At 70.1% G+C, this 22,508-nt stretch carries 16 protein-coding genes; 8 read left to right on the top strand and 8 right to left on the bottom strand.

The genetic code is table 11. From position 1 onward, the window contains the following. Positions 1 to 2: 2 nt before the first annotated feature. Entirely contained in the window at positions 3 to 1,127 is a 1,125-nt protein-coding gene (dnaN, locus tag ACFQRJ_RS05610; protein ID WP_377017939.1) for a DNA polymerase III subunit beta, read from the bottom strand. Between the two features lie 553 nt (positions 1,128 to 1,680). Beyond that, on the bottom strand, positions 1,681 to 3,438 hold the full coding sequence (gene dnaA, locus ACFQRJ_RS05605; protein WP_377017937.1) for a chromosomal replication initiator protein DnaA: 1,758 nt from the start codon (positions 3,436 to 3,438) through the stop codon (positions 1,681 to 1,683). Between the two features lie 411 nt (positions 3,439 to 3,849). Between dnaA and rpmH the strand changes: the two genes are divergently transcribed. The 8 genes from rpmH to ACFQRJ_RS05565 all read left to right on the top strand — a co-directional run bounded on the left by rpmH (position 3,850) and on the right by ACFQRJ_RS05565 (position 10,392). After that, entirely contained in the window at positions 3,850 to 3,987 is a 138-nt protein-coding gene (rpmH, locus tag ACFQRJ_RS05600) for a 50S ribosomal protein L34 (RefSeq protein ID WP_377017935.1), read from the top strand. A gap of 42 nt (positions 3,988 to 4,029) precedes the next feature. Further along, positions 4,030 to 4,398, top strand: a complete 369-nt coding sequence (gene rnpA / locus ACFQRJ_RS05595; protein ID WP_377017933.1) for a ribonuclease P protein component — start codon at positions 4,030 to 4,032, stop codon at positions 4,396 to 4,398. Continuing rightward, entirely contained in the window at positions 4,395 to 4,736 is a 342-nt protein-coding gene (gene yidD, locus ACFQRJ_RS05590) for a membrane protein insertion efficiency factor YidD (RefSeq protein ID WP_377017931.1), read from the top strand. The genes rnpA and yidD overlap by 4 nt, the downstream gene beginning before the upstream one ends. A gap of 85 nt (positions 4,737 to 4,821) precedes the next feature. Continuing rightward, positions 4,822 to 5,928, top strand: coding sequence for a membrane protein insertase YidC (gene yidC, locus ACFQRJ_RS05585; RefSeq protein ID WP_377017929.1), 1,107 nt, complete (start codon positions 4,822 to 4,824; stop codon positions 5,926 to 5,928). A gap of 71 nt (positions 5,929 to 5,999) precedes the next feature. Further along, on the top strand, positions 6,000 to 6,722 hold the full coding sequence (locus ACFQRJ_RS05580) for a protein jag (RefSeq protein ID WP_377017926.1): 723 nt from the start codon (positions 6,000 to 6,002) through the stop codon (positions 6,720 to 6,722). Between the two features lie 8 nt (positions 6,723 to 6,730). Next, on the top strand, positions 6,731 to 7,396 hold the full coding sequence (rsmG, locus tag ACFQRJ_RS05575; RefSeq protein ID WP_377017924.1) for a 16S rRNA (guanine(527)-N(7))-methyltransferase RsmG: 666 nt from the start codon (positions 6,731 to 6,733) through the stop codon (positions 7,394 to 7,396). 34 nt (positions 7,397 to 7,430) lie between these two features. Next, positions 7,431 to 8,312 (top strand): ParA family protein, encoded by an 882-nt coding sequence (locus ACFQRJ_RS05570; protein WP_377018131.1) that lies wholly within the window; start codon positions 7,431 to 7,433, stop codon positions 8,310 to 8,312. 88 nt (positions 8,313 to 8,400) lie between these two features. Beyond that, positions 8,401 to 10,392 (top strand): ParB/RepB/Spo0J family partition protein, encoded by a 1,992-nt coding sequence (locus ACFQRJ_RS05565; RefSeq protein ID WP_377017922.1) that lies wholly within the window; start codon positions 8,401 to 8,403, stop codon positions 10,390 to 10,392. 2,831 nt (positions 10,393 to 13,223) lie between these two features. Here the strand turns inward: ACFQRJ_RS05565 and ACFQRJ_RS05560 are convergent. The 6 genes from ACFQRJ_RS05560 to ACFQRJ_RS05535 all read right to left on the bottom strand — a co-directional run bounded on the left by ACFQRJ_RS05560 (position 13,224) and on the right by ACFQRJ_RS05535 (position 22,482). Next, entirely contained in the window at positions 13,224 to 13,637 is a 414-nt protein-coding gene (locus tag ACFQRJ_RS05560; RefSeq protein WP_377017920.1) for a hypothetical protein, read from the bottom strand. Between the two features lie 22 nt (positions 13,638 to 13,659). After that, positions 13,660 to 14,763 carry a thioredoxin-disulfide reductase gene (gene trxB / locus ACFQRJ_RS05555; protein ID WP_377017918.1) on the bottom strand — a complete coding sequence of 368 codons (1,104 nt, stop codon included), beginning with the start codon at positions 14,761 to 14,763 and terminating at the stop codon, positions 13,660 to 13,662. Positions 14,764 to 14,881: 118 nt separating this feature from the next. Then, on the bottom strand, positions 14,882 to 15,451 hold the full coding sequence (locus ACFQRJ_RS05550; protein ID WP_377017916.1) for a hypothetical protein: 570 nt from the start codon (positions 15,449 to 15,451) through the stop codon (positions 14,882 to 14,884). After that, complete coding sequence (locus ACFQRJ_RS05545; RefSeq protein ID WP_377017914.1) at positions 15,448 to 18,183, bottom strand: hypothetical protein; 2,736 nt, start codon at positions 18,181 to 18,183, stop codon at positions 15,448 to 15,450. Before ACFQRJ_RS05545 ends, ACFQRJ_RS05550 begins: the two co-directional genes overlap by 4 nt. 55 nt (positions 18,184 to 18,238) lie before the next feature. Further along, positions 18,239 to 19,981 carry a murein biosynthesis integral membrane protein MurJ gene (gene murJ / locus ACFQRJ_RS05540; protein WP_377017912.1) on the bottom strand — a complete coding sequence of 581 codons (1,743 nt, stop codon included), beginning with the start codon at positions 19,979 to 19,981 and terminating at the stop codon, positions 18,239 to 18,241. Next, complete coding sequence (locus ACFQRJ_RS05535) at positions 19,981 to 22,482, bottom strand: DUF6049 family protein (RefSeq protein WP_377017910.1); 2,502 nt, start codon at positions 22,480 to 22,482, stop codon at positions 19,981 to 19,983. Before ACFQRJ_RS05535 ends, murJ begins: the two co-directional genes overlap by 1 nt. Positions 22,483 to 22,508: the final 26 nt, after the last annotated feature.

The following is a 22,508-nucleotide window of genomic DNA, read 5'->3' as shown; positions in this document are numbered from 1 at the left end:
CCTCAGATCCGCATCGGCATGATCAGGTACTTGTACGAGGTGTCGGGAGTCCCTTCGAGGGAGTCCTGACCGCTCATGACCGAGGGCTTGATGGAGTCGGTGAACACGAGCCGCGCGAACTCCGCGCCGAGGGCGCCGAGCCCGTCGAGCAGGAACCCGGAATTGAAGCCGACGACGAGATCCTCGCCCTCGAGGTGCGCCTCGAGGACTTCGCTGGCCTGGGCGTCGTCACCGGCGCCGGCCTCGAGGGCGACCTGGCCCTCGGTGAAGGACAGTCGCACGGGGGTGTTGCGCTCGGCGACCAGGGAGACGCGCTTGACGGCCTCCATCAGGGGGCCGGTGGCGACGACCGCGGTGATCGCGGTGGTCTCGGGGAAGAGCCGACGCACCGGGGGGTACTCGCCGTCGACCAGCGTCGAGGTCGTGCGGCGGCCGCCGGCCTCGAACCCGATGAGGTTCGCCGAGGCGTCCTCGGCCAGAGCGATGTCGACGCTGCCGCCGGTGGACATCGAGCGGGCGACCTCGTGGAGGGTGCGGCCGCGCACCAGGGCGGTCTGCTCGGCGCCGGGCGTGGTGGGCGTCCAGGTGAGCTCGCGCATCGCCAGGCGGTAGCGGTCGGTGGCCATCAGGGTCATGGTCTCGCCGGTGATCTCGACCTTCACGCCGGTCAGCAGCGGGAGGGTGTCGTCCTTCGAGGCGGCGACGGTGACCTGGCTGATGGCCTCGGAGAACACGTCGGCCGCGACGGACCCGGCCACGGGCGGCATCGACGGCAGCTGCGGGTACTCCTCGACCGGGAGCGTGGCCAGGGCGAAGCGGGCGCTGCCGCAGCGGACCTGGAGCTTGGTGCCCTCGAGCGCGATGGAGACGTCCTTGTTCGGCAGTGCCCGGACGATGTCGGAGAGCATCCGGCCCTGGACCAGGACCTCGCCGGGCTGCTCGACCTCGGCATCGAGTCGGATCTGGGCGCTGACCTCGTAGTCGAACGTGGACAGCTGCAGTTCGCCGCTGGCATCGGCGACGATGCGCACGCCCTGCAGGATCGGCATCGCCGGCCGGACGGGGAGGGTTCGGGTGGCCCAGGAGACGGCGTCGCCGAGGACGCCGCGGTCGAGGTGGAACTTCACCGTTGCCACTCCTTCGCAGTGGTCGAATGCCAGAACTTGATCGAACGGAGCACAGCGTATCGGTTTCGCGGACCTCTCGCCGACACACCGTCCAGGATCCTTGACAGCCGTCCCGCCATCGCGCGTCGATCACCTGTCATGGGCCACCGCGTCATCGGCCCCGTCGTCGGCGCTTCCGACACCCGCGCATCCACATCCCCGTCGAGCAAAGAACTACAGTCCTCTTCTTCACGGCTGTGTACTTCGTGGACAACCACCATCGTCGCAGGTGAGCCCGTATGACGGTCACGTGGACCAGCCGGGGATCGGCGTCATCGCAACGTGCATCGGTTGTGCATGCACCCTTGCGTGCACGGCATTTTTGTCATTCAGCCGTTCACATCGGCTCCTGCGCAGATGCCGATCACTCCACACCGTCCACAGAGTTGTCCACAATTGGGGAGAAGCTGGCGCTGACCAGGAATGTTCTTCAGACACCCGTCAGGGGCCGGTCACTGTCCACAGCATCGTCCCCAGCGCCGTCGGTTTCTCGGGACCACAGGCCCCGCGAGCCTCACGCCCGGGTCGAGGAGCTGGAGCTCTTGATACGCGCAGTCAGCTCTGTGACCTGGTTGAAGATCGCCCGGCGTTCCTTCATCAGCTCGCTGATCTTCTTGTTCGCGTGCATGACGGTGGTGTGGTCCCGCCCGCCGAACTCCTCCCCGATGCGGATCAGCGGCATGTCCGTCAGCTCGCGGCACAGGTACATGCCGATCTGCCGGGCCGAGACCAGCCGGCGGGAGCGGCCGGTGCCGACGATCTCGTCGACCGAGAGGCCGAAGTAGGTCGCGGTCTGGGCGATGATCGTCGACGCCGTGATCTGGGCGCCGTCGTCGTGGGAGAGCAGATCCTTCAGCACGCTCTCGGCGAGCGTGACGTCCATCGGCTGCCGCGAGAGCGAGTGCAGCGCCTGGACGCGGATCAGAGCCCCCTCCAGCTCGCGGATGTTGGTGGCGATGTGCGAGGCGATGTACTCGAGCACCTCGTGCGGGACCTCGCCGGTGTTCTCCTGGGCGACCTTCTTGCGGAGGATCGCGATGCGGGTCTCGAGGTCGGGCGGCTGCACGTCGGTCATCAGCCCCATCTCGAACCGTGACCGCATGCGGTTCTCGAAGCCTCCGAGCTCCTTCGGCGGCAGATCGGAGGTGATCACGATCTGCTTGTCGGTGTTGTACAGCGTGTTGAACGTGTGGAAGAAGGCTTCCATCGTCTCCGGGGCACGCTGGAGGAACTGGATGTCGTCGATGAGCAGGATGTCGATGTCGCGGTAGCGGCGCTGGAACTCCTGGGCCTTGCCGAACTGGCCGGACTGCACGGAGTTGATGAAGTCGTTGGTGAACTCCTCGGAGTTCACGTAGCGCACCACGATGTCCGGGTACAGGCTCTGGGCGTAGTGGCCGACGGCGTGCAGCAGGTGGGTCTTGCCCAGGCCGGAGCCGCCGTAGATGAACAGCGGGTTGTACGCCTTTGCCGGGGTCTCCGAGACCGCCGAGGCGGCGGCCTGTGCGAAGCGGTTCGAGGACCCGATGACGAACGTCTCGAAGGTGTACTTGCCGTTCAGGCGCGAATCCTCGCCGAGCGTGGGCTCGCCGGCGGCCGGCGCCGACGGGCGACGCGGGGCCGGGCCCGGGGACGGCGCCGAGGACCCGGTCAGCGCTGAGAGTCCCGCGTAGGCGCTGGGATCATCGGCCGCGCTGCCGGTGTAGGACCCCGTCGACGTGAAGCGGGTCGAGGAGAACCGGGGGGAGAACGGGTCGGCGTCGGAATCGGTGCCGGCGGAGCCCGCCGAGGCGCTGCTGGGAAGCGCGGGGCGACCGGTCTGGTCCCCCGAGGGCAGCACGGATCCCTCGTCGCGCCGGAAGGGGCCGCTGGTGTCGTCACCGCTGTGGAACTGGTGGACATCCGGCAGGGACGTGTCCACATCTCCGTCCACAGGATGTGCACCGGAGGCGGTAGAAGCCGAGGTCGCGTCGGCCGAGGGCGCGGGCTCGTCGGTGTCCTCCTCGAGCAGCAGCGACTCGTCGACGGTCACGGCGAAGCGGATGTCGCGGCCGGTGGCCTCGCTGAGAGCAGCCTTGAGGGACCCGGCGATCCGGTGCTCGAACAGCTCTTTCGCCGAGGTCGACGGCGCCGCGAGCAGGGCGGTGTCCGCCACCACGGCCATCAGACGGGACAGGGTCAGCAGGGCGATCACGCGCTGGGACACGGTGTCGTCACGGCGCAGTGTCTGCAGGGTGCGTTCCCAGATCGCGTCGACGTTCGCGTCAGGCATCAGGTTCTCCATAGGGGCGATCAGCGGTCCGGGTAGTTTTCCACAGTAGCCCCTGTATTGTGGATCCCGGCTGTGGACAGCTCACCCGTGAGGTCTCTCTCCCGGCTGCCGGGTCGGTCTCGGCCCGCGGTGGCGTGAGCCGGCGCTCGCAGTGAGAATCCGGCCACAACCGGCGGTCACGGCGTCTCAGCCGTTGACCCCCCGGTCCGCCGCGCCTAACATCGTGCAGTCAGCGCTGCGCGCCGTCCCCGACACGGTCCCGGGCCGCCCCCATGCGGCCTCCGGTTCCGGCGGTGTCGTTCGGTCTCTCGGCAGCCGCCCCGTCACGGCGGGTGCGCCCGGGCAGACCGGTCGCAGCAGACCTCAGACCACCGCGAGGGGCATGTTCGTGCCCACGATCGAGGAGAACCGATGAGCAAGCGCACGTTCCAGCCGAACATCCGCCGTCGTGCCAAGAAGCACGGCTTCCGCGCCCGCATGCGCACCCGCGCCGGCCGCGCCATCCTGAACGCCCGCCGCGCCAAGGGCCGCGCCGACCTCTCCGCGTGAGGCGGAGGGCCGCCGTGACCGGACCCGCAGCACCATGGCTCTGTGAACTGGTCTAGTCACCGGCTCCGCACCGGCGACGAATTCCGCGCCGTCACCCGGGGTGGCGTGCGCAGCGCCCGATCCCACGTGGTCGTGCACCTCAGCCTGCTCTCGCAGGAGGGGGACGCACCCCGCGTGGGATTCGTCGTGTCCAAGAAGATCGGCAACGCCGTCGTGCGGAACCGGGTCACCCGCCGGCTGCGGGAGATCGCCCGTGCCCACCTCGACCGCTTGCCTCCCGGATCGGCGGCGGTGATGCGGGCGCTGCCGGGCATCGAGCAGCAGCCCTTCGCCGCGCTCGAGGCCGACGTCGTCGCCGCGCTGGGCTCGGCCGCGCGCAAGCTCGAGCGTCGTCGGGAGGCGGCGCGATGACGATGCACCAGGCCAACCGGGCTCGAGGGCGCAACCGGGGCAACGCCTCGCACGGCGCGCTGCGGGCGGTGCTGCGGCTCCCGCGCCGGGTTCTCGCACTGCTGGTGCGTGCCTACCAGGTCGGCATCTCCCCGTACACGCCGCCCGCCTGCCGGTACGACCCGGTGTGCTCGCAGTACGGCATGGACGCCCTGCGCGTGCACGGCGCGCTCAAGGGGACGCTGCTGACCATCGGGCGGATCGTGCGCTGCAACCCGCTCACCCGCGGCGGTCCCGATCCGGTGCCTGCACCGGGCATGTGGAGGAATCCACGCCGACTGCGGCACCCGGCCCGCTAGGGCCTACCCTTGTCCAAGACTCCCGACCACAGCCGTCACCTCGTATGAACGTCATGCGCATCCGGGCGGCAGGAAGACCAGGCCGATGAACCCCCTGTTTCCCATCGAGTGGGCCGTCGCATGGCTCATGGTGCAGTTCCATGCGCTGCTGTCCACGTTCATGGAACCGGACTCCGGCATCACGTGGGTGCTGTCGATCGTCGGCCTCACGGCCGTGGTGCGCACCCTGATCATCCCGCTGTTCGTCCGGCAGATCCGGGCCTCGCGCGCGATGCAGATGGTCTCGCCCGAGCTCAAAGAGGTCCAGAAGAAGTACAAGGGCAAGACGGACCAGGCCTCCCGCCAGAAGATGGCGGAGGAGACGATGGCGCTGTACAAGGATGCCGGCGCCAGCCCGTTCTCCTCGTGCCTGCCGATGCTGCTGCAGATGCCGATCTTCTTCGGCCTCTTCCGTGTGCTCTACGTCAAGCTCCCCGATGCGGCCGACGGTGAACGCTTCGGACCGCTGACCTCGGACCTGGCTCGCAGTGCCAGCAACTCCACCATCTTCGGCGACGTCACCATCGCCGATTCGTTCCTCAACGCGGGCGAGGGTGGCATGACCACCCGGATCGTCGCCGCCATCATCATCGCGTGCATGTGTGCAGTCACCTTCTTCACCCAGAAGGAACTGACCATGAAGAACATGCCGAAGGCGGCCCTCGAGGGCCCCATGGCGAACACGCAGAAGATGATGCTGTACATGCTCCCGTTCATCTACGTGATCACGGGGCCGGGCATGCCGATCGGTGTGCTCATCTACTGGCTGACCACCAACGTGTGGACCTTCGGCCAGCAGTACATCGTCATCCGCGCCACCCCCACCCCGGGATCGGACGCGGAGAAGGAGCGCCAGTCGCGCATCAACGCCAAGCGCGAGCGCAAGGGCCTCGAGCCGCTCGACTTCACCCCGCCCAAGAAGGTCAGCGAACCCGAGCCCGATCCGCAGATCCGCGTGCAGCCGGTGAGCAAGAACCGCGGCGGCAAGAAGCTCACTGACCAGGAGAAGCTCGAGCGCGCCCGCGCGGCCCGTGCGAAGGCCGCCGAGGAGCGGCGCAAGGCCCAGGAGGCGGCCGGCGAGACCCCGACGCCGCCCCCGTCGACGTCCCCGCTGAACAAGAGGGCGAAGAAGAAGTCCAAGCGCAAGAAGTGACCTCGCACCCCGGGAGCACGGACGCTCCCGGGAGCGCACCCGATTCATCCCAGCATTCCTCGGAGGACCGAATGAACGACACCACGCCTGATGTCCCGACCGCCGGCGAGGCCGACGACCAGCCGGTGACCGCGCCCGAGCAGTCCGCCGCGTCCGAGGCCTCTGCCCGGTCCGCCCCGGAGCCCGCCGCTGAGTCCGGGCATGCCGGGCAGTCCGGCCCCGAGGTGGCCCGACCTGCCGAGTCGGCCGACGAGGAGGACCGTGGTGCCTCCGGCGACCTGGAGGACGGCGGGGAGGACGAGGCCGATCCGACGGAGTCCTCCCAGGAGCGGCTGCGCCGGCTCGAGGAGGAGGGCGATATCGCCGCCGACTACCTCGAGGAGCTGCTGGACATCGCCGATCTCGATGGCGACATCGACATCGACGTGGACGGGGATCGCGCCTCGGTCGAGATCCGCGGCGCCCACCAGCTGGAGAAGGTGAACCGGCCCAAGGGCGAGGTGCTCGACGCTTTGCAGGAGCTCGCGCGGCTGGCCGTGCAGACCCGCACCGGCAACCGCTCCCGGCTCATGCTCGACATCGGCGGCTTCCGCGCCGAGCACAAGGACAGCCTCGAGGCCCTCGCCGCCCAGGCGGCCGCCGAGGCGAAGGAGACCGGTGCCCCGGTCCCGATGCGACCGATGAACCCGTTCGAGCGCAAGGTCGTCCACGACGTCGCCAAGCGCGAGGGCCTGCGGTCGGAGTCCGACGGGGACGGCAAGAGCCGCCATGTCGTGATCTACCCCGGATCCTGAGGCGCCCGATGCTGTCCCTGCCCGACTCGCTGCGCCCGTCGGCCGAGCGTCTGTTCGCGGACCGTCTCGAGCTGGCGGAGCGCTTCACCGGCATGCTCGCCGAGCAGGGCCCCGAACGCGGACTCATCGGCCCGCGCGAGGTGGAGCGGCTGTGGGAGCGGCACATCCTCAACTGTGCGCTGATGGCCGACGCGATCGACCCCGACGCCTCGACGCTGGCCGACGTCGGATCCGGTGCGGGACTGCCCGGTGTGGTGCTTGCGATCGCGCGGCCGGGAGTGAGGGTCACGCTCATCGAGACCATGCAGCGCCGGGCGACGTGGCTCGAGGAGATCGAGGCGGAGCTCGGCCTGGGGCTGGAGGTCGTGCGCGCCCGCGCGGAGGATCTGCACGGTGCGCGCAGCTTCGACGTCGTCACCGCCCGGGCGGTCGCCGCCCTGGACAAGCTCGCACGCTGGACGCTGCCGCTGGTCGGCGAGGGCGGCCAGCTGCTGGCGATGAAGGGCAGTTCGGCCGCCGACGAGCTGGACGCCGCCCAGAAGGTGCTGCGCCGGCTCGGCGGCACCGATGCCCAGATCTCCCAGTACGGGGTCGGTGAGGTCGAGGTTCCCACTACAGTGGTCCAAGTGCGTCGCCGGGTGCCGGCGAGCAGGAAGGGAGATCCACGTGGCTGACCAGCGCGAAGATTCCTCTCCGGGCCGTGGGCCGATGGAGGACACTCCGCTGATGCGCGAGCTCGCCCGGGATCACGCTCGCCGCAAGGAGCTCGAGGGCCTCGAGTTCGAGGCGCCGGCGAGCACGCGCGTGATCACCATTGCCAACCAGAAGGGCGGCGTCGGCAAGACGTCGACCGCCGTGAATCTGGCGGCGGCTCTGTCCATGGGCGGCCTGCAGGTGCTGGTCATCGACTCCGACCCGCAGGGCAATACCTCGACCGCTCTGAACATCGAGCACCACGCCGAGGTGCCCAGCATGTACGAGGTGCTGGTGGAGTCGGCGGCGATGCAGGACGTGGTCCAGGACGTCCCGGACATGGCCGGCCTCCACTGCGCCCCGGCGACGATCAACCTCTCCGGCGCCGAGATCGAACTGGTCGCTCTGGTGGCCCGTGAGAACCGGCTGCGCAACGCCATCCGGGACTATCTGGCCTTCCGGGAGGAGCAGGGCCTGCCCCGGCTGGATTACGTGCTGATCGACTGCCCGCCCTCGCTGGGCCTGCTGACCGTGAATGCGCTGGTCGCGGCCCGCGAAGTGCTGATCCCCATCCAGGCCGAGTACTACGCGCTCGAGGGCCTGACGCTGCTGCTGAACAACATCGATCTGATCCGCCAGCACCTGAACCCCGAGCTGGTGGTCTCCTCGATCATGCTGACCATGTACGACGCCCGAACCCGGCTCGCCGCACAGGTCGCCCAGGACGTCCGGGACCACTTCCCGGAGCAGACCCTGGAGACGACGATCCCGCGTTCCGTGCGGATCTCCGAGGCGCCGAGCTACGGCCAGACGGTGCTGACGTACGATCCGGGTTCCAGCGGCGCTCTCGCGTATCGAGCAGCGGCGCACGAACTGACCATTCGCCCCGCTCCATGACACCGACCTCGGAACGACGCCGCGGTGAGACCGCGAGCGTTCCTGGTCCCACCCACGGTGGACGACATTTTCCGGAAGGACAACGGCCATGACGCAGAAGCGAGGACTGGGTCGCGGACTCGGCGCCCTGATCCCGGGAGCGGGCGCCACACCCGCACCTGAGCAGGAGCTTCGTACTCGCACGCGCCCGCCGTCGGAGGCCGAGGACCAGGGGGCCAGTGAGCGCCCGGTGGACATGTTCTTCTCCGGCGAGAAGGCGTCGGACGACGAGAACCGCCCCGCGCGTGAGCGGGCCGATCGCCAGGACCTGGCCGACGCGATGGCGCGCGCCGCTGCCGAGCGCCGCGGCCGAGGGTCGACATCGTCATCCCGCTCCGCCGGCTCCCGGGGAGCTTCCGCCGCGAAGCGGTCGACGTCGCGAGCCCCGGCCGCCGGGCAGTCCGACCAGGCCGACCAGGCTCCCGACGGTGCTGCGAGCACGGCCGGTACGGCATCCGGCTCGACATCGAGCGGCGGCAGGAAGCCCGCTGCCGGCAAGAAGACCACCGCCGGCAAGAAGCCGGTCGCCGCCAAGAAGCCCGCCGCTGCCAAGAAGCCTGCCGCCGACAAGGAGACTGTCGCCGACAAGGAGTCTGCCGCGCAGAGCGCGGACAGCAGCACGGAGAGCTCGTCGGCGTCATCTCGTGGCACTGCTGGCGGCACGGGCTCGTCCGCCCGCACGACATCGAGCCGGAAAGCCTCCACCGGGAGCACTTCGATGCGCTCCCGCGGCTCCTCCGCCAGCGCCGCCGCCAGCGGTACGGCCACTGCTCCTGCGACGGCGAAGGAAGCGGACCCGGCAGCGGCAAGCGCTTCCCCGGGACCCGCCCCGGGTCGTTCCACGACCGCTGAAGACAGCCCCGTGGTCGACGTCGAGGCCGTGGAGCTGACTCCTGCGCAGGCTGCCGAGGCTGCCGCGGGCCAGGAGTCGGCTGCCGGCTCCTCGGCGGGGACTTCGCCGGTCACGCACGCCGACACCGACACCGATGGGGCCGGGGCGGTCGATGGGACCGCGCCGGAATCACCGGAGGACGTCCGCGAGAGCCAGGACGGCGCGCCCGGAGGCCGGGATGGCGGGGAGGGCGACTCCGCGGAGACGCGGCGCGAGAGCAGCGTGGAGCCGGCCGCCGAGGGCGCTGAACCGGAAGCGGCGCAGGGGCCGTCGGCGGAGGAGGACCGTCAGGGTCTGCTCAGCGTGCCCGGTGCGGAGTTCGCGGAGGTCCCGATCCACGAGATCCGGGAGAACCCGCGCAACCCCCGCACGATGTTCGACGATGACGAGCTGGATGAGCTGGCGTACTCGTTGCGCGAGGTCGGCGTCCTCCAGCCCGTGGTAGTGCGCCCGATTCCGGTCACGGAGGATGGGGAGTCGTTCGAACTCGTCATGGGTGAGCGGCGCTGGCGCGCCGCTCAGCGTGCGGGACTCACCTCTATCCCCGCGATCATCCGGGAGACCAGCGATGACGATCTCCTGCGGGACGCGCTCCTGGAGAACCTTCACCGCACGCAGCTGAATCCGCTGGAAGAGGCCAATGCCTACCAGCAGCTCCTCGAGGACTTCGGATGCACCCAGGATGAGCTCGGCGAGCGTATCGGTCGCTCACGGCCTCAGATCACCAACACGATGCGTCTGTTGCGCCTGCCCGCCCTCGTGCAGCGACGGCTCGCCAGCGGGGCGCTGAGCGCCGGTCACGCCCGCGCGCTCCTGTCGCTGGACGACCCCTCACTGATGGAGGAGCTGGCGCAGCGAATCGTCAGTGAAGGGCTCTCCGTTCGTGCCGTGGAACGCTTGGTGGCCCGTGGCGGGCAGCAGCAGGCGACCACCCGCACGCCCCGCCGCAGCACGTACGACCCGCACGTGGTCGATCTGACCAGCCGACTGTCGAACCGCCTGGAGACCCAGGTGCGAATCGACGTCGGCAAGCGCAAGGGCAAGATCACGCTCGAGTTCACCAACCTCGATGACCTGGAACGTCTGGTCGAGAACATCGGAGCCGGAGCAGGCGGGCACGCGGACTCGGAGGACCAGCCCGAGAGCTGAATCCGCTGGACTAATGCATGGAGGGGGTCGGCAGTGATGCCGGCCCCCTTGTGCATGGTCGCTGCCCGTGGCCGGGGGCGGGGCGTCGTATCCGCGATGAGCGCCTCGGACAAGTAGCTGCCCCTAGTGAAGCCAGAGGGCGCCCGTGCCAGCTGGGCTCGGCCTGGTGTCGGGAGGGCCCCGACCACGGGCGAGTCTCTTGCTGCGCCCGGAAGTAGACGGTCTGCCGGGGATGGTCCGCAGGGAGCTGACGCGAGGGGCTCTGCATGTCAGAATAACGCGCCATCGCCTCGATCCTTACCCCCCCCCCGGCCCGGACAGGCGCGCCGGTGAGCATGTGCGGTACCGCGGGCCGCGGTCTCCCTCTTGCAGTCCGCGGCGCCCTTCTGCCTTTTCCACCGATGTGCATGATGTTGTGGATAGTGCCCGTCGGTGAGGGGTGCCGAGGCAAGGTGGCGACATTGCTTGGGTGAATGTGGATGGTCCCCCGCGCCGGCGAGCCGTCGGGCGATCGTCGGTTCCCTTGTTTCCCGTGGAACGTCAGGCGCGGGTGCGCTGAAAGCCCCGCCTCCGGGCCGGCGGGTTTGGGTCAGCAACGCCTTATCGCTTTGCTGTCGCGAAGGGTCACGCTGGGTTCCCCGTGAAACGTACTGTTGTCAGTGGCGTGGCGAGGACGGAGCGCATCCGTATCTCAGGACGAGTAGACGGCCCGACGGCGACTAGGGTGCCACTCGGCGTTTCCCGTGAAACTCGGTCGTTGCGTCGTTGCGTCGTTGCGTCGTTGCGTCGTCGCGTCATTGCCTCGTTGCAGCCGCTGCGGGCCGCCTGACCCAGCAAAGGTGCAAGCAGGTTCGGAGCGTTTCCTGTGAAACCACAGCCGACGGGGATGCGGGGACGTTGAGTCGGCTGACAAGCTTCGGGAGAGCCCTTCGCGCCAACCATTGGGCGCGAACGCGATCAGGGCTGCACTTTGCTTGCCGGCACGTACCGGTTCACGTGAATCTCCGTCGATCTCGGCCTCGGATTCGCGATGTCGGATTCGCCGGTGGGTTCACGTGAAACCGGGATCCATTGGAGGGCGTCTCGAGGGCATCGCAGTGGCGCTCCTTCGTGGCGCACAGCGACGCCCTCGCATTCCACGGGGCGGACGCTTCAGTCAGCAGCTTCCCCGCAAAGTCAGTTTCCCGTGAAACCCGTCTCGGGCGGCCTCAGGGGGTCCGGGCTGCAGTTCGGTGCGGCTCGTGGCCGCGATATGGGCCTCGACGGGGTGAGTTGTCCACCGATCGTATTCTGGGAACCCGCGACGTCCGACACGAACGGTCTGACCTCGCTGGCCTGCGTGGGTACCGATCCTGCGGACGTGAAGGCTCTTCGCCTCTCCCATGAGGAGGCCGACCGTCGTAGTGAGCGCGGGTGCGGCATGTTGGCGGGTGAGCCTGCGGCGCAGCTTGCCCCGCCTAGCGTTGCGTTTCACGTGAAGCGGGCAAGGTAATGGCAACAGTCCTGGTTGGACCCCTCGGTCGGCGCCTGTCGCTCCACCTGTCCGGGTCGTCGGCTGGAAGTCGTTCTGGGGCCCGCAGTGAGCTCCCACCGTCACCGCGCTGCGTGGCCACGTAGTAGGGAGGGAGGGAGGCAGCTGGCGTTGCTGTGGTCTCTGGGCCTCGCTACACGTGAAACGCTCTGTGACTGGCGAGAGGTACCGAGGGCGTCCCAGGCTGGACGGCCCCTCCCATGAAGACGCAGGGCTTTCCGTTTCACGTGAAGCCGCCAGGGGCCCATGTGTGGCGGGAGCGGAGTGCGCGGTGGGTCGATCGCCGCGGATTAGTGCGTGTTGTATCGGGCTAATGCGCCGTCGATGTGTCAGAGCAGGCCTCGGGCTCGGTCGGCAACTGGCTCGCACAGGAACAAACTGCCCTAGTTTCACGGGAAATACGCTGCGGCGAATGGTCCTCGCGTTGGCGTGCAGCGTGGGCGTCCGACGCGCAAAGACTCCTACCGCCGTTTATTTCCGTTTCACGTGCAACTCGGGCTGCGCGCCCGAGGGTACAACCGGGGCGTGGGTACGCTTTCAGATGGGCACGCATTCAGACCAGCCTCCGCCCGCCACGATGGTCCGGGTCGGCATGACTCCGCATGGTTTCACGCGAAACCTGGGAGCTCATATCGTCGGCGGCGGGTGTCGAGGAAGGACGACCCAGCGGGACCGGCGCCATCCCCAGGCGAGACGTTTCACGGCGAACCGACAGTACGTGCCTGACATTGCAATCGGGCCGGCGGTTAACGCGAGGTGGACGGCGGGTGGCAAGGAAGCGGACCGAGCGCGCTCGGCACTCTCAACTCCCGGCGCTGGGCTCACGCCAGAGCACGCCAACCAAGAGCCCGGACCACGTGAAACTACGGGGAAGTTACGCCCGTAGACGGCTGCGGGCTCCGTCGGTAGCCGAGTAGTGCGATGTTGACGCGCTCTGCAGTGGACCGATCCACGTGAGTACCGTGCACAGTGTGCGTAACGATGTGGAAAAGTGCGCCAAGCGGGTTCCAGCACAGTTGGTCCGCGTGGAGATAACACTGCCGGGAACGAGTGAAGTACATCACTAGAGCGACCATCTGTGCAGGTCAGCCCCGCGATCGCTCTCCTTGAGGACGGACCGAGACCCCGGACTTGTCCACACCACGTTGTGGACAACGGTGTGGACCACGCGCCCGGCGCCTGTGGACAGCCGTGTGGATAACCCTGTGCACAACCTATTCGCGCACGCCACTGCGGTGGTTCTCGGACAACTTGACAGCCACTGCGCGGAGAGCTTCCGGTGGCGCCTCCCCCTCCAGAGCTACGCGTCGGCCCGCCCCGAGCGCGGGCCGAACTCGGAGGCGACCACGTGCTTCGGAAGCGCACCGCGGCGGCGGTGGACCAGCCGCCACGGCCCGGCGAGAACGAGATCCTCTCCCGTCATGCCGAGGCCGCGTAGTTCCTCGACGACCAAGAGCGCGGAACCCGTCGCGTGAACGTCCGTGCCGGCCACCCCGTCGTCGGGAACCTCCCCCCGCTCGAACCCCAGCCACGTCGGGAGCACGTCGACCTCAAGACGATCCAGCACGTCCTCGTGCGGGTCGTCGATGATGAGCGTGGCAACGGTGCTGCCCCAGCGCCGTGAGAGCTCGCGCAGCACCGTCGGGGCCGGCCTCGCCGGGCCGGCCCAGTCAGCCGTGAGCAGTACGACGGCCTGAGACGGTGCGTGAACCATGGGTGCGGGCGATCACGGCACCTCAGCCAGCGGCGGGCTGCGCCTCGGCAGTCACCACGACGGTCTCCTCCGGGTCCGCCGTCTTCGCCTCCGCATCGGCCAGAGCGTCGCGATCGGTCAACCACCGCTCCGCGTCCAGCGCCGCCTGGCATCCGGTCCCGGCCGCGGTGATGGCCTGGCGGTAGGTGTGGTCCACGACGTCGCCCGCCGCGAACACCCCCGGCACGGACGTGTACGTGGAACGGCCCTCGCACACGATGTAACCCTGCTCGTCGAGCTCCAGTTTCCCGCGCAGAAGCTCCGTGCGGGGAAGGTGGCCGATCGCCTCGAACACCGCGGAGGTCGCCATGGTGCGCTCCTCGCCGGTGACGGTGTCCCGCAGCGTCACGGACTCGACCTTGTCGCCCCCGTTGATGCTGACCACTTCGCTGTTCCACGCGAACTGGAGCTTGGGATCGGCTTCGGCGCGGCGGGCCATGATCTTCGAGGCGCGCAGCTGATCACGGCGATGGACCAGGGTGACGGACTTGCCGAAGCGGGTCAGGAACGTCGCCTCCTCCACGGCGCTGTCGCCGCCACCGATCACCACGATGTCCTGATCCTTGAAGAAGAACCCATCGCAGGTCGCGCACCAGCTGACGCCCTTGCCGGAGAGCTCCTTCTCCCCGTCGACGCCGAGTTCGCGGTACGCAGAGCCCGTGGAGATGATCAGGGACCGGGACCGGTACACGGTGCCGTCGTCGAGGGTGACCGTCTTGACGTCTCCCTCGAGCTGGAGGTCGACGGCGTCCTCGTAGAGGATCTCGGCACCGAAGCGCTCAGCCTGTTCCTGCATCGTGGTCATGAGCTCGGGGCCCTGGATGCCGTCGGCGAAGCCGGGGTAGTTCTCGACGTCCGTCGTGGTCATCAGGGCGCCACCGGCGTCGAGCGCGCCCGCGATGACGATGGGCTTCATCTCGGCGCGCGCGGTGTAGATCGCGGCGGTGTAGCCGGCAGGCCCCGAACCGACGATGACCACCTCGTGGATGGTCTCGTCACCCGTGGGCTCGGGTGCAGCCGCCGGTGCGGTGTCCGCCGAGGCGGCGGCGCCCCCGAGGATGTTGAGGGCCTGGATGGGCTGCGACATGGGTGATGTCCTTCCGTGGGATGCGTCGTGGTCGGTCAGCGGGAGCACCGCGATCAAGTATGGAACAGAGGAGGGCGAGACGCCGGTGGCCGGTCGTGACCGAGGTGCGTCGGTGACGTCAGAGGGAGCCGATCATCACGCTTCCGGACCACAGTCGTGACTGCTGCGGGTCCACGTCGCCTCTGTCGGCCGATCCGCAGTTGGGCAGGACGACGGTCGCCGAGACGGTGCCGCCGTTGGCGCGCAGCGTCTCGCGGTCCATCGGACCGTGGACGAGCAGCCAGCCGTGCGTCTCGTCGGTGCCCCACGCCACCTCCTCCATGATCAGGATCGAGTCCTGGATTCCTTGTTCCCGCAGGCACTCGGTGGCGTCGAAGCTGGTCGGCGGCTGGATCATGCCGGCGTCGACGAGCCTCTGGACCTCGGTGCCGAGAGTTGTCTCCGTGATAACGGGGAGACCGGACGAATTCTTCCCGGCGCCCGTGGGCGCATCGACCGCGGAGGACCCGGAATGGGTGCGACTGGCGGTGGACTGTTCGAGAGCGGCCGCCAGCAGTGCACCCAGGAGAGCGGCGATCACCATCGCGACCAGGATCAGCTGGACCGGGATGCCCAGTACCGACGTGCGGCGCGGACCGCTCCCGCCGCGGTGACGCCGCGACGAGGAACGGAACCCGAGCCGTCTCATTCGACGCGGATCTCCGCGATGCGGGCCCGGAACTTGCCGGACTCCTCGCTGTCGGGCGGCAGGTCGCTGGGCCACAGGATGACCTTGTCCGTCTCCACGGGCTCGCCCGGCTCCAGACGGACCTCACCGTCTCCGGCGAACTCGCCGCTGGCCAGGACGTCCCCCGGGGAGCCGTCGTCGTTCACGGCGCGCAGCTCCAGCGTCCCGCCGCTGTTGCGGGCGGTGGTGACGGTCACCGCCGAGAGCTTCGACTGCTCCACCAGATTCACCCGGACGCCGACGCCGTCCTTCAGGCCGCCGTAGTCGGGGCTCGCGTAGTACTTGGTGGACCAGAAGGTGCCGGGGTCCCCGTCGGTGATCCGCTCCTGCTGGTCGGCGTTGTCCGGCGGCTGATCAGTGCCCTGTGCGAACAGCTCGATGCCGCCGATCTGCGCGGCGGGCAGCTCGGGTTCCTCGGTGTCCTGGGTGGGCTCGACCGGCGCCTCGTCCGTCTCGGTTTCCGTGGGTGAGGCGACGGGCGAGGTGTCCAGCGGGTTGGCCATGCGTTCGCGCAGCCCGGACGTGACGGTGGTCAGCGCGAACACCAGGGCCACGATGACCACCAGCACGCCGCCGATGAGGATCCACTGCGACTGGCGGGAGCGTTCCTCGGCCTGCGTCGGGCCCAGCGCGTAGGTTTCGGGGTCGTCGGCGTCGACAGCGATGCCGACCACGTCGCGGAACAGCGTGCCGCGGCCCGACGGCACCGTGGCCTCCTCGGGCGGATCCTCCAGGGCGGAGCGATCGCGACCGCGCACCACGATGGGGCCGTCGCTGACCACCGGCGCCAGGGACTCGGTGCGTCCCGAGACCGCCATCGGTGCCGGTGACCCGGCGCTGGGGGTGTGATGGACCGGGCCGGCCGAGGTGGGAGTCGCCGCCTCGGCAGCCGCTGCGTCCTCATCCTGCTGCGGGGTCTGCGTATCGGGCACACCGCTCGCGTCGGGATGCTCGGGCGAGGTCCGACGCGGCTGCTCGGGAGGTGCCGTGCTGTGTTCCGGAGCCTGTGACGGCGAGAGCGGATCGGCGGCTTCGGCGTCGTGGACCGGAGTCAGCGGCCACTGGGTGCCTGCGGTGCGCGCGGGGATGTCCGGGTCGACCGATTGCGAGCCGGCGGCCACACCTCCGGCGGCGACGGCGCCCGCTCCCGCTGCGGCAGGGGCCGATGACTGCTCCGGGGAGCCGGACTGCGGGGCGTGGCCGGAGTGCGACGGCTGGGTGCGGTCCGACGCCGCCGGCGCCTCCTGCGGCTCGGGAGCGGCAGGGGTGGTGGGACGCGGCGGCGGCGTGATGTCGAGCTGACCGGGGAACGGACTGCTGGACCGCTTCTCGTCCAGGTGGAGATCCTCCACCAGCCCTCGGGCCTCGGCCGATGTCTGAGCGGTCTCCACGGACTCTACGGCCTCCGCAGGCTCCGCTGTGTCCACCGGCTTGGCCGTGTCCTCCGGCTTCGCAGCACCTGCAGGGCCCGGCGCGGCCCCGCGGGCCGCTGCCACCGCAGGCTCAGCTGCCGGCGCGGATGCTGCGGCGCTCGGGGCCTGGTCGCGCGCGGTATCCACCGGTGGCACGGGGCCGGGCGTCGAGCCGGGCGGAGTCGTCTGAGAGGTCGCCGCACCGACGGCGCCGGCCGCTGCCAGCGCTCCAGCGGTGGTGGGACCGGCAGCGGAGTGGGCCTCCGTGCCGGGGCCGGCCGGGCGGACGACCGTGTCCTCGTCCGGCTCTGACGGCTTGACCGGCTCGCCCCGCTCGTCCGTCACGGACGGTTTGTCCGGCTCGCCTCGCTCGTCCGTCCTGCCCGGCTCCCCGTGCTGCTGCGAGGGGCCGGCCGGGCGGCTCCCGCGCGGGTACGCCTCGAGCGTGACCGGGATGGACTGCCACGGCTCGAGGGCGGCGATCAGCCCGCGGGTGGTCTCGGGGATGTCGTCGGCCGTCTCGTTCAGCACCAGGTCGCACAGCAGGTCGAGATCCGCCGGGATCTCGGTGTCCACGATCGACGAGGGTCGCGGCACGGTTCCCGAGGCGTCGTGCTGCGGACTGCGGCCGGTGAGCGCGCGATACAGCAGCGCGACCAGGGCCGCGGTGTCCTGGAAGGAGGCGACCTCGCGCGAACGGTCGAGGTTGGTGTGCGCAGCCGCCTCCACGCCCACGCCGAGCACCGAGACCTCGCCCGAGGCCGTGTCGACGAACACGCGGTTGGAATCCAGGAACTGGTGGCGCACCCCGCGGCGGCGGGCGACCTCCAGGCCGGTCGCGGCCTCGCCGATGATCGAGCGGGCCGTCTCCGGGTGCAGCGGCCCCTTGCCCAGCAGGGCAGCGAGCGGCGGCGCGGGTGGCGGCGGGTACTCGACGATCGTCATCGGCCCCTCCCCGGTCCGCGCCTCCCCGTCGGCTCCACCGGTTCCCTCGGCGGCGCGGGCGGGGCCGGCATCGCCAGGGTTCTCGTCCGAGCCCTCAAGCACCACGATGTCGCGCACGGGAACCAGGTGCGGGTCCTCGACCAGATAGGCGCGGCGGACGGCGTCGGCGGCCTCGAGAGCGGCCGGGCCGCGCACGATGAACAGGGTGACGCTCTCACCGGTGGCCACCGATCGGGCGCGATGCCACGCGGCGCCGTCGGCGACACCGGCCAGAGGGATCGTCCCCTCCAGGGTCCACCGGGAACGCAGCGCGTCCTGTTGCTCAGTCGTGTTCACGGACCGTCCTTCTCCTCGTCCTGCGGGCGTGCGCCCGTCACGAGCGCCTTCCATGCTACGAGCTCACTCTCGGACCACGGCGGGCCAGCTTATTGGTCGCTCGCTGGGCGTAGCCCACGAGCATCCGCACCTCGGCCACGTTCATCAGCCACGCCAGGGCCACGAACACGGCCGTCATGACGGCCGCGACGATCGCGCCGAGCCCCGCTGCCAGGACCCGGTGGACCCAGAACAGGTCCCCGGCCAGGGCGACCAGTCCCGTGCCGACCGCCCAGCTGACCACGGCGGCGCCGAGCAGCTTGCCCAGCACCCTCGCGCCCACGGCGAGCTGCGGCGGCGTGGTGCCCACGGCGCGCGCGTGGCGGCGCAGCTGCCAGGCGGCCACGATCCAGGCGATCAGGTTCCCGAAGCTCGTGAAGGCGGCGGCGGAGAATGCCGCCCACTTCGGGTCCACCGTCGTGAGGATGATCGGCACCGAGAGCAAGGAGATCACCGTGATCGGGATCTGCGTGAGGAACGGCGTGCGTGCGTCCTCGTAGGCGTAGAAGACGCGCTTGATGAGGTAGAGCGACGCGAACGGCACCAGGCCCAGGATGTAGCCGATCAGCACCGTGCCGTTGGCGCGGGCCCCGATCTCCCCGGTGCCGCCGCCGATCACCCACATGATCGGCCCCGACAGGGCGATGAACACGGCCGTGCACAGCACCATCGGCACCGCCAGCAGCCGGTTGGTCTCGGCATAGCGGTCCAGCGCCCCGGCGTGCTCGCCCTCGGCCGCGTGCCGTGAGAGCGACGGGAACGTGGCCGTGACCAGGGTGACGGCGATGATGCCCTGCGGCAGCATGAACGCGAGGTAGGCCCACTCCATGGTCAGCAGCGCCGGGTACCGGGCCGCGAGGTCCGGCTGGTCCGCCAGCTGCTCCGTCATCCGCACCGCGTCGCCGGTGGCCCATCGCGAGGACCAGATGCCCAGCTGACCCAGACCCAGCATGGCCAGCGTCCACAGCCCGATCCGGCTCAGCTTGCCCAGCCCCAGCCCGCGGAAGCCCCAGCGCGGGCGCAGCCGCAGGTCGAGCTTCTTGACGTACCAGAACAGGAACAGCACCTGTGCCGCGGATCCGCCGACGTTGATCGCGGCCATCGCGATGACCATCGGCATGGTCCATTCGTCCGGGGAGCCGACCTTCCCCCACACGCCCAGGAACATCGCGGCGCCGAGGATGGCGACGAGGTTGTTGAGCACGGGTGCCCACTGGTACGGACCGAAGGAGTCGTGCGCATTCAGCAGCTGGCCGCACATGACGTACAGCGCCGAGAAGAAGATCTGCGGCATCATCCAGTAGCCCAGCTGCACCGCGAGCGCGAACGTCGCCGGGGGCAGCACGCCGCTGGTGACGGTCAGCAGCAGCGGCACCAGCAGGGTGCAGATGGCCGTGATCCCCAGGGCGACGGCGGCCACCAGCGTCATCAGCCGGGAGATGTAGTCGCTGCCGCGATCGGGACGCTTGACGGCGCGCACGATCGCCGGCACCAGGATCGCGTTCAGGGTGCCGCCCCCGACGAGCAGCCAGATGGTGTTGGGCAGGACGTTCGCAGCGCTGAAGGCGTTGGCGACGGCAGACATGGAGCCGGTGAAGATGGTGCCGAACAGGAAGTTCCGCACGAAGCCGAGCATGCGCGAGACCACCGAGCCGGAGGCCATCAGCACACTGGCCTGCAGCAGCTTCGTGCTGCTGGAGGGGACGGCCCCGACTCGGCGGTGGCGCGGGACATGCTGGACGCGGAGGGACGTGCTCATCAGGTCTCCTCCTCTCCGTGGTGGTGCTCGTGGTCGTTGATGGGACGGCGATGGGTGGCGGGCCCGCTCCGGCGCCCCCGGCGGGACTCGCCGGCGGCGCCCGGGGGGCCGGAGTCCCCGGGCGGGTGCCGCTCCTCGTCCTCGCTGTGCTGCTCGGCCTCCTCGTCCTCGGCAACCACCGCCTCGGTCGCCGTCGTGTCGAGCATGGAGCGGCCGGTGCGGGAGAGCTCGACGGGATCCTCGGGGCCGTGCACGGCGGGAGCCCGGGTGGCGGAGCCGGTGCGCCGGGCGCGGGCCACGCCGACGACCATCAGCACCCCCATGGCGATCACCAGCAGCAACGTGGTCCAGTTCTCCCACGCCGGGTTCACCGTCAGCGGGACATCGACCGGTTCGGTCAACCGCTGGCCGTCCTCGGCGGTCAGCACCGTGGTCAGGGTGACGGTGCCGTTGGCGATCGCCTCGACGGGGACGGTGGCGTCGACCTGTCCCTGGGCGGGGACCTCCACGACGGGCGCCTCACCGATGCGCACCAGCGGACGGTCCGAGGAGACGGCCGTGCGGACCCTGATGGGGGTGTCGAGCTGATTGGTGATGGTGATGGGCACACCGACGGAATCGGAGATCAGGTTGTATCCCGAGGCGGGAACCACCTGGATCTTCTCCTGCAGCTCATCGGAGACTGCGGCGGCGTCCTGGGCGCGCTCGGCAGGCACCTCGGGTGAGCCGCGCCATCGCACCGACGTGCCCGCCAGCACCTCGAGCCGGGGCGCCTCCAGCGGGGTGTCGTCCTCCATGGCGGCACCGAGGGCATCCAGCCGGTTCCAGGTGCCCTCCAGGTCCGCCAGCGCGTCGGGGTCCAGGAGCTGGGGGGACTCGGCCTCGTCCAGGTGGCCCCAGCGGCCGTTCTGCCCGGGGCCCGAGGGCCGGACGTCGCGCATGCTGAGCCGGCCCAGGGCCAGCAGCTCCCCCGATTCGCTCTGGGGGTCGGTCGTCCAGGAGCGATGGTCGGCAGCATCGAGCAGGTCGCCGGTGCGTCCGGGCTCCACCCAGGGCGCCGCGGCCAGCGCGTCCAGGGCGCTTCCGGCGGCCGCGGCATCCAGCGATGCCTCGGGATCCGGAGCGATCAGGAGGTGGCGAGGGGCGTCGGTGTACTCGGAGGCGATGGTGGCGGTCTCGGCGAGCAGGCGCTGGCGCGTCTGCTCCGTATCGGAGTCGCCGGTGAGCTGGGAGAATTCGGAGGACAGCACGGGATCCGGCGCGAGCACGGGCAGCTCCGATCCGGAACCGGCGCCCCCTTCGGCGGTGGATTCGACGACGCCGACGGAGCTCGGTGTCACGCTCGAGCCGGCATCCGCGCGCAGCGAGGTCGACGGCACGATCGCGGTGGTGGCGCCCGCGTCGGCCAGGCGCTGCAGGCCGGCGGCGTCGGTGTTCGGCCCCTCCAGGCGCATCGCCGAGGCGCGGGACGCGATGTCCGCCTCCTCCCATGTGCTGCGGGCGCTCTCCTCGGCGGCACTGCGCACGCCGTCGGCTCCCGCCTCGCGCAGGCTGACCAGGTCGGCGCGCGCGTAGGGCATGCCCAGCACGGTGCGGTCGCCCACGCCCTGGCCCAGCGCGTCGGCCATCTCGGAAGCGGGCGCCGGGGCCTCGTACTCCCGGGGCGACTGCGGGGCCTCCTCCTCGCCCTCCGCGTCGTCGGGGGCGGGTGTGCCCTCCTCGGGCTCGACGGGCAGCTGCGGCGGATCCAGCAGTGCCGGGTCCAGCCACCAGTCGACGTCCTCGCGCAGCGCGAGCTGCTCCAGCGAGGCCAGGCGGCCGGACTCCGCCGACTGCGCATGCGCCTCAGGAGCGGTGACCGGGGCGGAGGCGTCGAGGGCGGCCACCGGCAGCAGCACGGACTGGGTGATGGAGTCCTCGGTGCCGGCGGGCCGCCACACGACGAAGGAGCGGATCGCCGCCAGCGGCTCCTCGTCGGCGACGACGGTCAGCGAGATGCGGCGCGTGCCCCAGAAGTAGGGCTCCTCGGAGTAGGCGAGCTCCTCGGCGGTGGCCTCGATGGACAGGGTCGCGGACTCGCCCGGCTCCAGCTGGGGCACCTCCGGCGAGGTCGTCAGCGCGGGGCCGGTGGTATCCGGTGAGGAGTCGGCCTGCCAGTCGGCCACCATCGCGCGGTCGGTGACTCGGGAGGTGCGGGTGCGCAGCTCGAGCTCGACGTCGCTCAGCGGCTGCGACGAGGTGTTCGTCACCTCGACCTCCGCCTGGACCATCCCGCCCGGAGCGAGCGACGTGGGATCCAGGGAGACGAGATCCATGCTCACCGGCGAGTCGCCGGGAGGGTCCGGTGGCGCCTCGGGAGAGGGGCCGGTGCCCGCGGGACCAGCGGCGTCGGCCGCCGGAAGCAGCGTCGCCGGTCCGCTCACCAGCGCTGATGACGTGAGCAGCAGGACCGCCAGCAGCGCCGCGAGAATCGGGCGCACGAGTGGCGGGGACGACGGCATGGTGACACTGTAAGCGGCCGCTACCG

Origin of the sequence: Brachybacterium sp. GCM10030252 (assembly GCF_042666535.1) — a bacterium.
In the GTDB taxonomy this organism is placed as follows: domain Bacteria; phylum Actinomycetota; class Actinomycetes; order Actinomycetales; family Dermabacteraceae; genus Brachybacterium.
This window is presented reverse-complemented; position numbering and strand designations above follow the sequence as displayed.